General features: G+C 49.8%; 12 protein-coding genes. 7 read left to right on the top strand and 5 right to left on the bottom strand.

Annotation, left to right across the window (positions count from 1 at the left end; translation table 11 throughout):
* The first annotated feature begins 39 nt into the window (after positions 1-39).
* From MKX98_RS17025 to MKX98_RS17000, 6 genes are all read left to right on the top strand, one after another.
* Positions 40-1,308, top strand: coding sequence for a glucuronoxylanase (locus tag MKX98_RS17025; RefSeq protein WP_339217288.1), 1,269 nt, complete (start codon positions 40-42; stop codon positions 1,306-1,308).
* A gap of 378 nt (positions 1,309-1,686) precedes the next feature.
* Positions 1,687-4,002: a helix-turn-helix domain-containing protein gene (locus MKX98_RS17020; protein WP_339217286.1), complete on the top strand. Its 2,316-nt coding sequence runs from the start codon at positions 1,687-1,689 to the stop codon at positions 4,000-4,002.
* Between the two features lie 276 nt (positions 4,003-4,278).
* Positions 4,279-5,253 carry an ABC transporter permease subunit gene (locus tag MKX98_RS17015; RefSeq protein ID WP_339224478.1) on the top strand — a complete coding sequence of 325 codons (975 nt, stop codon included), beginning with the start codon at positions 4,279-4,281 and terminating at the stop codon, positions 5,251-5,253.
* A gap of 24 nt (positions 5,254-5,277) precedes the next feature.
* The gene (locus MKX98_RS17010) at positions 5,278-6,198 is read left to right on the top strand and encodes a carbohydrate ABC transporter permease (RefSeq protein ID WP_077566713.1); all 921 of its coding nucleotides are present in this window, start codon (positions 5,278-5,280) and stop codon (positions 6,196-6,198) included.
* A 53-nt stretch (positions 6,199-6,251) separates the two neighbouring features.
* A complete protein-coding gene (locus MKX98_RS17005) occupies positions 6,252-7,910 on the top strand; it encodes an ABC transporter substrate-binding protein (protein WP_339217280.1) in 1,659 nt (552 codons plus the stop codon).
* Between the two features lie 246 nt (positions 7,911-8,156).
* Positions 8,157-9,044, top strand: coding sequence for a sugar phosphate isomerase/epimerase (locus MKX98_RS17000; protein ID WP_194542828.1), 888 nt, complete (start codon positions 8,157-8,159; stop codon positions 9,042-9,044).
* Between the two features lie 458 nt (positions 9,045-9,502).
* On the opposite strand, the gene MKX98_RS16995 is transcribed toward MKX98_RS17000, so the two are convergent.
* The 5 genes from MKX98_RS16995 to MKX98_RS16975 form a co-directional block, all read right to left on the bottom strand.
* A complete protein-coding gene (locus tag MKX98_RS16995) occupies positions 9,503-10,768 on the bottom strand; it encodes an IS110 family transposase (protein WP_063477462.1) in 1,266 nt (421 codons plus the stop codon).
* Positions 10,769-11,175: 407 nt separating this feature from the next.
* Positions 11,176-11,577 (bottom strand): ester cyclase, encoded by a 402-nt coding sequence (locus MKX98_RS16990; RefSeq protein WP_194542827.1) that lies wholly within the window; start codon positions 11,575-11,577, stop codon positions 11,176-11,178.
* 70 nt (positions 11,578-11,647) lie between these two features.
* The gene (locus MKX98_RS16985; protein WP_113059839.1) at positions 11,648-11,995 is read right to left on the bottom strand and encodes an ester cyclase; all 348 of its coding nucleotides are present in this window, start codon (positions 11,993-11,995) and stop codon (positions 11,648-11,650) included.
* Positions 11,996-12,042: 47 nt separating this feature from the next.
* Entirely contained in the window at positions 12,043-13,212 is a 1,170-nt protein-coding gene (locus tag MKX98_RS16980) for an SGNH/GDSL hydrolase family protein (RefSeq protein WP_339224476.1), read from the bottom strand.
* 190 nt (positions 13,213-13,402) lie between these two features.
* Positions 13,403-13,963: an NADPH-dependent FMN reductase gene (locus tag MKX98_RS16975; protein WP_339217274.1), complete on the bottom strand. Its 561-nt coding sequence runs from the start codon at positions 13,961-13,963 to the stop codon at positions 13,403-13,405.
* A gap of 184 nt (positions 13,964-14,147) precedes the next feature.
* Here MKX98_RS16975 and MKX98_RS16970 point away from each other — a divergent pair, with 184 nt between their 5' ends.
* Positions 14,148-14,912 carry a metalloregulator ArsR/SmtB family transcription factor gene (locus tag MKX98_RS16970; protein WP_194542824.1) on the top strand — a complete coding sequence of 255 codons (765 nt, stop codon included), beginning with the start codon at positions 14,148-14,150 and terminating at the stop codon, positions 14,910-14,912.
* Positions 14,913-15,031: the final 119 nt, after the last annotated feature.

Genomic DNA, 15,031 nt, shown 5'->3' with positions numbered 1-15,031 from the left:
TTGGTTTGAGGAGCCAAAAAATTCGAGAGGAGCAGTCTCATGAATTTACGATTTAAGAAATTCTTATGCGTATGTTTGTCTCTTGCCATCGCTTTGTCCATTCTGGTTGCACCTGGCAATATTGCAGCAGCCAGCGATGCCGTCATCAATGTTTCCTCGGAGAAGCAAGTGATTCGCGGCTTCGGAGGCATCAACCACCCGGCATGGATCGGCGATTTGACGGCAGCACAGAGAGATACCGCATTCGGAAACGGGGCGAATCAGTTAGGTTTCTCAATATTAAGAATCTACGTGCATGAAGACCGAAATCAGTGGCATCGTGAGGTGGAGACGGCCAAACGGGCCATTGCCCTTGGAGCCATCGTATTTGCTTCCCCATGGAATCCGCCGGCCGATATGGTCGAGACCTTCAACCATAACGGCGATACGTCGGCAAAGCGGCTTCGTTACGACAAATATGCCGCGTATGCCCAGCATCTTAACGATTTCGTGACGTACATGAGAAACAATGGCGTCGATCTGTATGCGATATCCGTCCAAAACGAGCCCGATTATGCACATGACTGGACGTGGTGGACACCGCAGGAAATGCTTCGGTTTATGAAAGAAAATGCCGGATCGATCAACACGAGAGTCATCGCGCCGGAGTCGTTCCAGTATCTGAAAAATATGTCGGATCCGATTTTGAATGATCCTCAGGCGCTTGTAAATATGGATATTCTCGGAGCCCATCTGTATGGCACGCAGATTAGCAATTTCGCTTATCCGCTATTCAAACAAAAAGGAGCGGGAAAGGATCTCTGGATGACGGAAGTATACTATCCGAACAGCGACAACAACTCGGCGGATCGCTGGCCCGAAGCTCTGGATGTGTCTTACCATATCCACAACGCGATGGTAGAGGGAGATTTTCAAGCTTACGTATGGTGGTATATCCGCAGATCTTACGGTCCGATGAAGGAGGACGGCACGATCAGCAAACGCGGCTACAATATGGCTCAATTCTCCAAATTTGTCCGCCCCGGCTATGTCAGGGTGGATGCCACGAAAAATCCTGAATCCAACGTTTACGTATCAGCCTATAAAGGTGATTACAAAATCGTTATCGTTGCGATTAACCGGAGCAGCGCCGGGGTCAATCAGAACTTTGTGCTGCAAAACGGATCGGTTTCGCAGGTATCAAGGTGGATCACGAGCAGCAGCAGCAATCTTCAACCCGGAACGACACTCAATGTAACGGGGAGCAACTACTGGGCCCATCTTCCCGCGCAGAGCGTTACGACCTTTGTAGGCGAACTCGGGCGGTAACTCACCGTCAACGGTACTGGTAGTTATCACAAAGGTAAATCATTTTAACAAAGAGCTGTCTCCAGGTCATACAGGCGACTTGGAAGGGCAGCTCTTTGTTTTGGGCTGGAATTGATCCGAAATTTCAGCTGATTATAGTTGGATGGATGAAAGGGAGCAAAGCGCAGTCCTGGGTTCCCCCTATGCCCTAGGCGATTACTCCGGTTTATCCTATTATTGCCTTGTAAAGGAGTTTTGCGGCCATTCTTCTCCTAGCCGTTAGCCATATCGTAAGCAAATTGTACCCCGAGGAAGGAATTGTACCTTTTTCTTGCGAACAGTCAAGTGTATCATCGTATTGCCTTACTTTGAGAACGCTTTCTATTGAGGAGGGTACGTATGCAGCGTTTATGGTCCAAGTTCTCCCCGGTGTTCCGCAGATTTCTGATTTCCTACTTGATTGTTCTCTTGATCCCCCAAATTGCGGGCTATGCATCGTACAGGACTTCGATTGAAGTGGCGAAAGCAAGCTCAATTGAAAACAGTCTGAGTTCCTTGAATCTGGGAAAAGAGATCATCGAGCGTCATCTGGTGGAGGTGGAAACCTTCACGAAGCAGCTTGCGATCAATCAGGATCTATATCGTCTGATCGCTGATCCCAAGCCGCTCGACAGCAACAACGTTTACGGCTTGGGACGCATGCAGCGCAGCCTGTCCATGTACAGCAGCACGAATGATTACCTCTCCGATTTCTTCATCTACATACGTAATTACAACGCCATTATTACGCCGAATACCGTCTATTACCGGCCCGAGCATTATTACGAGGCGAATCGGCTTGAAGGGTTGACGTTCGAGGAGTGGGAGGAGGCCGTATTGAAGAAACCGCATCTAAACGAGATGATGCCGCTTAAGAAATATAGGCGGGAAATCCGCGACACGGTGTTTGTCGAGACGCCGGCCGTCACGTTTCTGCAATCGATCCCGCTTAACAGCTTTAACAACCCGCAGGCGATGATCGGCGTGCTGATCGATGAAGATCATATGGGCAGCCTGCTGCAAAATATCGTGGACCAATACGGGGGCTGGGCGTTGGTTGCTGACCGGGAAGGCAGCTTGATCTTGTCCAAGGGCATCGGAGAAGAGGAGGCCAAGCGCTTCACCGAAGCTTCTTCCGATGAGAACGGCGAGGTCATCCCCACGGGAGACGGACGGCTGTTGATCTCCATCCGGTCCGATCTGAACGGCTGGACTTATATGGCCGGAATACCGGAGCAGGCGCTGATGACGAAGGCCGATATAATTCAGCAGGTCACGACGACGTTTACGCTGACTGCGCTGTTCATTGGCTTGTTGATTGGACTTGTCCTCGCTTACCGGCACAGTGCAAAGGTCCAGTCGCTCCTGTCCGTGTTTCGCGAACAAAACCACATTTCCCGGGAGAAGATCGGCAACGAGTACGATTTCCTGGCTGGCAATATCGCGGCTTTGATCGCTAACAACAAATTGCTGGAGTCCTCACTGAACGATCAGCTCCCGCTGCTTAGGGATGCGTTTATCAAACGGTTGCTGACTGGCGACTTCTATACGCTGCGCGAACTCGAAGCGGTCTCCAGTCAGACGGGAGTCCCGCTCCGCGGCGAGCAAGGACGCGCAGGCATTCTGAAAGTCGCCGGATATGGCAGTGCCGACAGCGAAGAAATCATCCAGGAACTCAGCGTTGCCCGGTTGATCGTCCGGCAGGCTTTGAGCCGGCTGGAACCCGATGTGCTGGTTACGGACTGGGGTTCGGACCAGATCGCTTTCGTGCATCCGATTGCAGAAGAGGCGCTGGACGTCTTTACTCGTCGCCTGGATGCCGGTTTGCTTGAACTGATCGATACCGTATATCGGCATCATCGATTGTCGATCACGATCGGGCTGGGTTCGGCGTTCGAAGCGTGGAACGGCGTGGCCGACTCTTTCAACGAAGCGCAGCAAGCGCTGGAATATGCCGTTCACACCGGGGCAGTCGGCATCACCCGGTTTGAGGACGCGATGAAGGCTACGGAGCTGTACTATTATCCGATTGAATCCGAACAACGCTTGCTCAATACGCTTAAGGCGGGTGAACTTGAGGAAACAAGCCGCCTTCTTGACCAGCTGTTCAGCCGGAACTTTGAAGAGAGGGAGCTGTCGTACGATATGACGCAGCAGTTCGTAATGGAGCTCAAGGGAACCTTTCTGAAGCTGGCCGAACAAAGAATATTCCACGACGAGCCGCTTACCGACCATATCAAAGAGCAGATCGCTGCCGTTTCGACGACGGACGGGGTCGATCAGCTCAGGGAGCGATTCGGGCAGCTCATTCATGAGATCTGCATGGATGTCCGGAAGAAAAAATGCGACATGCACGCCGAAACGGTGGGCGAGATTATCCGCTACATCCACGAGCGTTATTCCGACGCGGAGCTGACGCTTTATCGTATCGCGGAGCATATTGGGAAGCCCGAGAAATATATCTCCCAAATGTTCAAGGAGCACACGGGAACGAATCCTTCGGACTACGTTGAACTGGTGAGGATCGGCAAGGCGGCCGAGCTGCTGCAGGAGAAGCTATTGACGATTGACGAGATCGCCGCGCAGGTGGGGTATAACAGCGCGCATTCGTTCCGGAGGGCCTTCAAGCGGGTTCGCGGCGTGTCGCCGAGCACATTTCGGCAAATGGCCGATTAAGGAGACAGCGGGTTCGCCAATCTTTTTGTGGAAAAGAGGATGGTCAGCCGCCTGCTTAAACGAATGGATCGAACGTCTTGGCGGATGTTTTTTAATCGAACCCGCCTAATGAAAAACCGAGCGAAATCCAGGCCTGGAGAGCATCTGTTTCCGAAATTGTACGGTAAGGGAGAAAGTGTGCCTTTACGAAGCCGAGCTTGCAATTTTATGATTACGCACAAGAAAGCGCTGCCAAATAAGTTCTGGCTTCATTGGCAGCTGCCCATTGAAGGAGGGATGGAACTGAGTACGCTATTTTCCAAGTCCAAAACGGTCAGAGCCCCGAGCAATACACGCTCGGAAATCGGGAGATTTGCCTCCCGAAGCTTCAGAAGACATTGGCAGCTGTATCTGCTGGTCATTCCGCCGGTCTTATATTTCATCATCTTCAAGTACTTGCCTATGGCAAACGCCGTGCTTGCCTTCAAAAATTATAACGTGGTGAAAGGGATATGGGGCAGCCCATGGGTCGGCACGCAGTACTTCGAGATGTTTTTTCGCAACCCGGCGTTCGCGACGCTGATCAAAAATACGCTGTACATTTCGTTCTATCAATTGATCGTCGGGTTTCCGATCCCGATTCTGCTAGCGCTGGCCTTGAACGAGGTGAAGAGTGCAAGGTTCAAAAAAACCGTGCAGATGGTCACCTATGCGCCATATTTCATCTCCACGGTGGTCATGGTGTCCATCATCATGCTGTTCTTGTCCCCGCGTCTTGGGATCGTGAATACGATTACTGGCGCGCTTGGTTTTGAAGCGGTCAATTATCTTGGAGAGCCTGGCATGTTCCGCACGATCTACGTGCTGTCCGACGTATGGCAAACCATGGGCTACTCCGCCGTCATTTATCTTGCTGCCCTGGCGGGCGTGGACCCGTCCTTATATGAAGCGGCTAAGGTGGACGGCGCCAATCGGTTCCAGAAGATCCTGAATGTCGATCTTCCTGGGATCTTGCCGGCAGCGGTCATCATTCTGATTCTCAGCGTAGGCAACATCATGGCGCTCGGCTTCGAAAAAATGTACTTGCTGCAGAATCCGCTGAACCTGTCCACGTCCGAGATCATTTCCACGTATGTGTACAAAATCGGATTGCTGAACGCGAACTACAGCTTCGCCACGGCGGTCGGATTGTTCAATTCTTTGATCAATCTGGTGCTGCTCCTTGTCGTCAACGCCATTGCCAAGCGGGCTTCCAATACCAGCCTTTGGTAGATATGAAAAAAGGGAGTGAGTGACATGAACGCATTGCGGTCCAGTTCCGGAAGCCGCCGGAGCGTGAGGATCAAGGAGTCGCTGGGAGACCGCATCTTTCTGACCGTGACCTATATCTTGCTGACCTTGGTTCTAATTGCCGTCCTGTATCCGCTTATTTACATCGTAAGCTCATCACTGAGCAGTCCGAGCGCCGTCTCTGCAGGCAAGGTATGGCTGTGGCCGGTCGACGTATCCTTTGCAGGGTACGAGGCGGTGTTCCGAAACGGCCAGGTGCTGACGGGTTATGCCAATTCGCTGTTTTATACCGTTGCAGGCACGTTCATCAGCGTATCCCTGACGATCATGGTTGCATACCCGCTGTCGAAGAAGTCGTTTTTCGGCCGCACGCCGCTTATGGTATTCATTACTTTCACCATGCTGTTCTCCGGTGGATTGATCCCGACCTATCTGGTCGTCAAATCGATGGGCATGATCGATACGCGCTGGGCGCTGCTCATTCCGAATGCCGTGTGGGTGTGGCAGGTCATTATCGCCAGAACCTTCTTTCAGACCTCGATCCCGGATGAGCTCTCCGAAGCGGCGGATATCGACGGGTGCAGCGACATCCGATACATTTTCAGCGTCGTTCTTCCGCTTGCCAAACCGATCATCGCCGTGCTCTCGCTTATGTACGCGGTGGGGCAGTGGAACGCTTATTTCGATGCCCTGATTTACTTGAAATCGCAATCGCTCTATCCGCTTCAGCTCATTCTCCGCAGCATTCTCATCTTGGGCAGCGGAACGGGCAACATGGACGCCGGGGAGATGGTGAAGCAGCAGCAAATGGCCGAGCTGATGAAATACTCGCTCATTGTGGTGGCAAGCCTCCCGGTGCTGGTGATCTATCCGTTCGTACAGCGTTATTTTGTGCAGGGCATGCTGATTGGCTCCGTGAAGGGCTGATCCCGGGCTGTTCTCATTGTGTTGCTTGACCAATTCGTGAGGAGGAGATTGATTTGAGAAAAACAGGAACCCGTCTGCTTGTACTCATACTGATGCTTGGTTTGGTGCTTGCCGGATGCTCCGGCGGAAACGACAACGAAGGAAGCGAAGGGACAGAAGGCGGCTTACAGGATTCCGGTGAGAAGGTTACGATCAACGTATTTGCCCATCAAAGCTCGGATGTGGATTTGAAAACCAATAAGTTTACGAAAAAAATGGAAGAGCAATTCGGCATCAAGTTCAACTGGACAACCGTTCCGTTCGATGGTGCGGCCGAAAAACGTCAAATTTCGCTTGCGTCCGGCGACTATCCGGATTTGTATATGCTTATTCCTTGGGTGGACCGTTTCTCGCAGACGGACTTGCTGAAGTTCGGGCAGCAGGGGGTGATCGTTCCGCTTAACGACCTGATCGAAGAGCATGCTCCCCACATTAAGGAAGTACTGGAGAACAACGAATATTATAAAGCCATGAACACGGCTCCTGACGGCAAGATTTACGGATTGACCGGCTTAAACGAATGCTTCCACTGCTCATACCCGAATAAAATGTGGATCAATACAAAGTGGCTTGATCAGCTCGGACTTGCCAAACCGACGACGCCGGAAGAATTCAAAGCGGTCCTTGAAGCCTTCAAGACGCAGGATCCGAACGGAAACGGCAAGGCGGACGAAGTGCCGCTCAGCGGATCCGTCGAAAATTTCGGCGTTCACGTGATTCCGTATCTCATGAACGGCTTTATTTACAACGACGACAGAACGTATCTCATCATGAAGGAGAGCAAGATCGACACCGCGGCGAACAAACCGGAATGGCGGGAAGCGCTGGCCTACATCAAATCGCTGTATGACGGCGGACTCATTGACCCGGGGGCGTTTACGCAAAATGCGGGTGCGTACAAAAAAATCGGGGATAACGCCGACGCTCAGCTTTTGGGTGCCGGAGCAGGCATGCATCCCGCGCTATTCTTAACCACAGGAGAAGATGCACCCTACAGCAAGGACTACAACCCGCTTGCGCCTCTGCAAGGATCGCACGCCAATTATGCAACGTTCAACTATCCGATCGATCCGGGCGCATCCTTCGTTCTGACGAATAAAGCGAGCAAAGAGACGCAGATCGCCGCCATTAAAATGCTGGATTATTTCTATACGCAAGAAGGGGCAATGCTCTCTTATCTCGGTGAAGAGGGCAAGAGCTGGCGCAAGCCGCAGGATGGGGAAATTGCACTCAACGATAAAGTAGAGCCTCTCTATAAATCGATCCCGCTCGAATCCGGGGAGCAGCCCCGCAATGACAGCTGGGGAGCACTCACCCAATATAACCATCACCGGGCATACCGCGATGCCGAGGTTCAGGGCACGGATATTTACGCGAACGATGGTTACGAACGCCGCCTGTACGAGGCAACGTTACTGATGGAAGGCAATGAGCCGAAAGAAATATTCCCTCACTGGGCGCTATGGGTCGACCCGTTGGTCGCCGATGAAGCCAGCATGATGCAGACCAACATCAAAGACTATGTCGACCAGAACGCTCTGCTGTTCATTACCGGCGCCAAGAGTCTGGATAAAGATTGGGAGGATTACGTGAAAGGACTGGAGGGTTTGAACATACAGCGTTATCTAGAAATCATGCAGGCTGCCTACGATTCATCGACGATATCGAAGTAGGCTGCGGCGCGGTAAGCTCGGATTCTTGGGGGCAGGGGTCCAGCGCGCAGGAAGCGGAGTGAACACAGCTGGCTCCTGCCGGAATCGAAGAAGATCAAGGCTTTGGTGGTGCTGGAGGAGTCAAGTCTAGAAACTCCCGCAATATTGAACTAGTGAAGCACAAGATAGGACGAGAAAAAGGAGGGAAATCTAGTTATACTGAACTTGCATACGCATACTAACATTAAATTGGGAGTGGTAAATTACATGGCGAATTTATTGCGCATCGGAACGCTGGTTGGCGGCGGGGATGCTGCACGCGTAATTCCTCAGATTGCGCCTCACGGCTTTGAATCGTTCAGCCTTACCTTCTGGCAGACGACCGGTGCTACCGATCTTGTGGAGACGGCCAAGCGAGTTCGTGAGCTGCAAGCTGAACACGGTTTTATCGTGTCAACGCTTGGGATCTTCGGCAATCCGCTGACCGGAGAAGGCGGTAATGCTGATACTTTGGCGAGCTGGGAGCGTCTGATCGATCATGCCCATCTGTTCGGCACCGATATCATTTCCGGTTTTACCGGACGATTGACGGGCGAATCCATCGACGCCTCGATTCCGCAATATGCGAAGGTGTTCGGCGAGCTGTCCAAAAGAGCGGCAGATCAAGGCGTCCGCATTGCGTTCGAGAACTGCGATATGGGCGGGACATGGGAGACGGGGGATTGGAACATTGCCCATAATCCGACGGCATGGGAGATGATGTTCAACGCCATCCCGTCGGACCATATCGGTCTGCAGTGGGAGCCTTGCCACCAGATGGTCTCTTTGATCGATCCGATTCCGCAGCTGCGAAAATGGGTGGATAAAGTATTCCACGTCCATGGCAAGGATGCGACGATTGCTTGGGACATCGTGAGGGAATATGGTATTCACGGGCCGAAGCCTTATGTATGGCACCGTACGCCCGGATTCGGCGACATCGACTGGACCGACATCATCACGATTTTGCGGCAGGGCAACTATGAGGGAACGATCGATATTGAAGGCTGGCATGATCCCGTATATAACGGGGAGCTTGAGATGACGGGACAGGTTCATGCGCTTCATTATTTGAAGCGATGTCGAGGTGGAGATTACATACCGAATCCGGTATGATTTCTACTACTTTAATTTTTGTCGGGTGACAAAAACATTGTAACATTCTCGATATGATTTCTTCGCCGGCGGTAGACGTCCTATCATTAAACTCCCTCGAAGTGATTCAATTTCCTCACTCAAACTCATGAATTCGCAGGATTTCACCCTGAGCTAAACATGAAAGAAGAGAATCCAGGGGAGTCGGTGGCTGGGGACAGTAGAAAGGGCATGCGGGAACAAGGGTGTTGTGTCCAATACCCACTTTGTTCCATATCATGCACGTCTCCACTTTGCCCTAGTGATTCTCACTCCCATGTCTCAACGGGTCTTAGCCCTTTCATTCCTTCGTCACATCTAACTAAGGGGTGGAGGTCGGTCTTTCTAACGGAACGGGTCCGAGCCCTTTTGTTTAATATCTCCCGATACCTCGTGCTTCTTGTCATCCTGCGAATGCATGAGCTGGTGAGAAAAACTGCTTAAGCTGCTTGCGGAAACACTTTAGTCGAGTCGTAAGCTTCACTGCTTTTGGCCAGACCAACAAGCATACGGGCGACTTTACCGCACAATTTCATTATAGATTTCATTTTCTTGAGTTTTTTCACATCGACATTATGGTGGTGCAGGGCTCTAATATCCGGATTGGTCATGACCATGCACATCGTCATGAGATAGAGAAAACGTCGGAGACGAGGGCGGCCGCGTTTGCTAAGCGCCATTTTACCACGCCACTTTCCGGAACTGGCTTCAGTTAAATTGAGGCCGGCATGTCGTAATAAAGCATTTCCATGTACATAGCCGCTCAGATCTCCAGCTTCTCCTAGAATGCCAGCCAAGCTCGTTGCATTCAAACCCTGAATATCGAGCAGTTTCTGTGCATAGGGGATACGCCTCAAGATGAGATGAAGTTCATGCTCAATTTGTTCAAGTTGGCGCTGAGCCAAGTCATATTCCTCTAGTAGTTGACTCAGATGAAGCTTGTAGGCTTGGAGTGCCTGCGTGGCGCCAATGCTGCATTTTGCTAGTTCAATGAGCTGTTCCGCTCGTTTAACTCCAGCATGACGCTTTACATATTGTTTCCAACCGGTAAGAACCTCTTCTGTGGTTAATCTACTAATTTCCTCCGGTAAGGGAAAGAGTCTGAGCGTAGCAATAGAGCTGGTACAGGTAAGGGTTTTAAAGACCTGGCGCAGCTCAGGGAACACGATATCAACCCATCGATGAATTTGGTTAACAGCACTGTTGAGCCGTTTTGTAACCGTGTCTCGGTTAGCCATGAGAATTCGCAGTTCTTCGTAGGCTTCTGGATGAAAACGAACAGGGGAGTAGTACCCGTTTTTGACCATGTCTGCAATGACAAGAGCATCTTTGCGGTCACTTTTAGATGGCGAGTTGTCACGGTTCTCCTTATTCTTTTTAACGAGATGGGGATTAACGAGAACGGCTTCAATGCGCTGAGAAGAGAGCCAGCGCGCAAGATTCAGCCAGTAATGACCTGTAGGTTCCATGCCTATAATGACTTTGTTAAGCTTGTAGGTTTGGAGTAGATCCTGGATCCAGCGTCCAAATAGCTTGAAACCCTCAAGATGGTTACCGAATTCCAGCGGTGCACCTAAAGCAATCCCGCGAAAGCTGACGGCCCGGGCAACATGAGTATCTTGAGCAATGTCTACTCCGACGACCAGATGATGAGCGGTAATGTTTTCAATGAGTTGATTTTGCTTATCTTGTGCTTTAAACTTCATAGTAGAGCGACCTCCTGGATGGGCTTTTTGAGGCAATGACCTCGTGTGTAACCCCATCGTACCGAGGCGCTCGTTTTTGTTCAATCTCCAAAATATTCGTATTACAGGAATTCTAACGGGCAGGATAGTTATAAACAAAAAATCACCTGTGGTTGGTGTTTTTTAGTGTCGGCTATATAAAATTGAAACTGGCGTAAACGATTTTCTCCGACGCAACAATTTCACTGTATACAAATTTAACCCAGATGATGTCGCCGTCAGAAGGTTTCTGGCTGTAGTGAAAGACACCGCCCGGCCGAAGAAATCTGCTTTTGCAACATGTACCTATTGCCGATTCGATAAGTTTCTTACAAACATACTACCGACCCAAGTGTTGGATCGGTAGTACGTGATGTATTTATGGGAAGTTAGCTACCTCGAATTTGGCTCCACATGGTCACCATGTCGATCCAGCCTCGATGCTCGGCGATCTTGCCGTCCTCCACACGATATTGACGGTACAGCGTGACATCAATCGTATTGCCCGTGGGCGCGGTTCCAAAGAACATGCCTTCATGTGTGCCTTTCACAGTCATTCTCACGAGCACCTTATCCCCTTGACCGATGATCTCTTCCACCGTATATTGTTTATCGGGAAATGCCTCCAAGATCGTTGCTGCGAATTTTTTCAGACCTTCCTTGGATTGGTAAGAAAACTCTTGATAATCGTTGGACAGAAATCGATCTACGGAGTCCAATTCACTCTGATTCCAAAATGCCTCGATAAATTGGTTTACTGTTTCCACATTTTTTTGTTCCATCGTTTTCATTCTCAAACATCTCCTTATGAATGGGTTATTAGGAATTAGTTAACGGCGAAATGTCGTGCTTTAACAGCGGTTATTGAGTCTGGATTTGAGGCAAAAGCGTAGCCGTATCGAACCAGCCGCGGTGATCTGCGATGTCTCCGTCGATGACCCGGAATTCGCGGAACTGTGTTACCTTCACGTTTTTTCCCGTAGGTGCATTTCCGGCAAAATGGCCAGCATGCACAGCCGTCATGAAAATTCTAGCGATGACCTTCTCGCCTTGGGCCAGGATTTCTTCCACGGTAAACCGCCGATCCGTAAAAGCCTCCACGATTTGCGGGGCAAAGAATTGATCGGTCTTTTCCAACATGCCCTGATTTGCAATGTCCTCGATAAACGCGGTTACCACTTCTGCATTTTTTTGTTCCATCGTTTTCATATAAAACATCTCCTTTTTTAATGTTTATTGAAACCAGTTGTACTGGGTCAAACCAAATCAGATTTTATAAACAGGGACAATGGAATACACTCGGCTAATGCTTTGAATCCGGCATCGCTAGGATGAAGATGATCGCCGAAATCATAGACGGGAAGCAGCTGTTCGGGATGCTCCGGATCAGCCAGCGCAGTGTTAAAGTCGATAATACCGTCAAATACTTCGTTGGTCAGGATCCAGCGGTTCACTTCTTGCCGGATGAGCTCCTTCTCATTGGAGTAGTACGGAGCGCCGCCAAACGGTGGGAGGGTAGCAGCAAAAATGCGCAGTCCGTTCTCATGTACTTGGGCTGCCAATTCCCTCATTCCGTCAATAATCTGATTTGCGGTCGCATTTCCGAGTCCAATATCATTGATTCCTTCGAGAAAGATCACATCGGTAACTCCTGAATGTGAAAACAGGTCACGATCCAGGCGAGAAAGCACGCTTTCTCCACCTATTGGCAGACCAACCGCTGGCCCCTTTTTCAATATTTGATTGCCAACGATTCCCGCATTGAGAACGGAGATCGGATAGGAGGGATGTTCCAGGCGGAGTCGTTCAAAGAAAATATCCGGCCAACGATGGTTAGCATCTGGAGTAGATGTACTCCCCTCTGTAATGGAATCACCAAGTGCGACAATGACACGTAAAGGCTCACCTTGTGTTAAAACCTCCATACCGGATAACCAGTAATAAGAATGAATTTTCTTTCGAAAAAAATCCGCGCTACTATCGTCGGCATGATTCCCCTCGGCGACATAAGTCGACCTAGGAGGCGAAAAATGCCATGTCGAGGTTCGTGACTCAGGAACATAAACGCTGACAGCTACGTCAACATGTTCATTTACTTGGAGATCGACAGGGTCCGAATAAACTTCTTCCCCTGCAGGAATGACGATGGAGAATTGACCATTCAAGGCAACTTGCCGACTAGTACCGGGAACGGTTTCCCCATCTTTTGCGGCTAATGCTGCTGTTACTGTGCCGAATACCGCAGGTTCGGAACCGTAAAGATTTGAAAACTTCAGGCGGATCTTTGAACCGAAGGCATGCGGATGTATAATCATTCGGATGGTCTGATCCTCGAATCGCTCTTCGGCAAAGTTCCCATCAAAGTACGTTTGACTTGCAAACCAAGATCCCATCCAATGGCCGTCAGAATACTTATGTTCATTCATTATCAAGAAGAAACATCTCCTTTGGTATCATGTTACCATTTGGTAACCTAATGATGATAAGAAAAACGTCTATCGACATACTTCAAAGAAGACACACCGCGTTAAGCTGTAGCTTTTCTTGCGAGATAAGGGTGGGTGTTAAACTACGGAAGTTTATACTTTCTGATCTCTTAAAAAAGGGATTGTGCTGTTAGTTTGCTGCCGCTGCTATCGGTGTTAGCTTACGGGTCAGATCCACGAAACTGCTCACCGCATCTCGTACCCGGTCTTTCATACCCTCATCTATCGGAGCGCCGTCGGGACCAAACGTGTTCGATCCATATCCGATCGAAATCCACTGCGAACAGTTAATTCCGTGCAAATTGCGTACAATAGTCTGCAAATGCGACAGCGAGCTAACTCCGAGCGGACCGCCTGCGGAACTTACGGAAAGCACTGCCTTGCCCGCAACCTGGTTTCCGGTTATATAGTCTAGGGCGTTTTTAAGCGCTCCTGATACGGAGCCATGGTATTCCGGCGTTGCAAGGATCAAACCGTCTGCCTCTGCGATTGCTTCCAATACATGCTTAACGTTAGGATGGAATTCCCAGTTGTCGGGTGAAAAAAGTGGCAGCTGCAGCTCCGATAAATCAACGAATTGGACTGATATGTTCTGGGCTTCTAAAAGGCTGTCAATATACCGAAGTAGGTTCGTACTGCTTGCGTTTGTGCGGTTACTGCCTGCAATCAAGGTTACTTTCATCTTCAACATCACCTTTCATTTTCAAATGGTTGTCAGAATGGATATGCAAGTCACCGGCTGACAAACAGATCCGTTTGTGATATCATGTGACCATTAAGTCACATGTTATGTTTTTATAATACGTTACCATAAGGTAACGTGTCAAGCGGTACAAATGAAATTTTTTTCAAATCGACAGGAAGGCGGTGTTTTGATGGAGATTGACATATTCAAAGCGCTTGCGGATCCCAGCCGCCGTAAGCTTTTAGATTTGCTTCACGCTTCTAACGGGCGGACTCTGAGTGATCTCTGCGAGCCCCTCGACATGTCCCGGTTCGGCGTCATGAAGCATCTGAATATATTGGAGGAAGCCGGACTCATTACAACGAGAAAAGTAGGTCGTGAAAAGCTTCATTACTTGAATGCGGTGCCCATTCGTCATATTTATGAGCGATGGGTGAGTAAATACGCCGAACCATGGGTGATCGGATTAACATCTCTTCAAAACGAATTGGAGCGTGATACAAATATGGATATGAAACCCCGGAATATAAACCAGATAGCGATTAAAGCAAAGCCAGAACAAGTGTGGCAAGCTCTCACGGACCCGGCCAAAACGTCGAAGTTTTGGTTCAACTGCGCCATCCGCACCACCTGGGAAATCGAATCTCCATTCGAACTATGGAACGGGGAAGAGAAGAAAGCAGAAGGGATCATTCTTGAGATGGATCCTCCAAAAAAACTTATGATGAGCTGGCGGTTTGTTTCGTTTCCGGGCACGGAGATGGACACCCCGTCGCGCATTACGTGGGAGATCGGTTCGCATACCGAGCTCCATGGTGTGACTCTTGTAACGGTGGTACATGATGAATTCGAAAAAGCAATGAGCACTGCAAAGATTCTTGAAAATGGGTTGCCGATTGTTCTTTCAGGTATGAAGACGTTGCTTGAAACCGGGGAAGCGCTCGCTGGCGAATAAAAGAAGGTACTCGCAAAATATAAGGGCATAGGAAAGTACTCATCCATTGATGCCAATACAAAAGAGGCAGCCTCGTAAAGCTTTAAATTTATGCGGGGCTGTCTCTTCGTGTTTACGGG

It is taken from the genome of Paenibacillus sp. FSL W7-1332, assembly GCF_037969785.1.
In the GTDB taxonomy this organism is placed as follows: domain Bacteria; phylum Bacillota; class Bacilli; order Paenibacillales; family Paenibacillaceae; genus Paenibacillus_AQ.
Note: the sequence above shows the minus strand (reverse complement) of the source record. Positions and strands in the feature narration are given on the sequence as shown.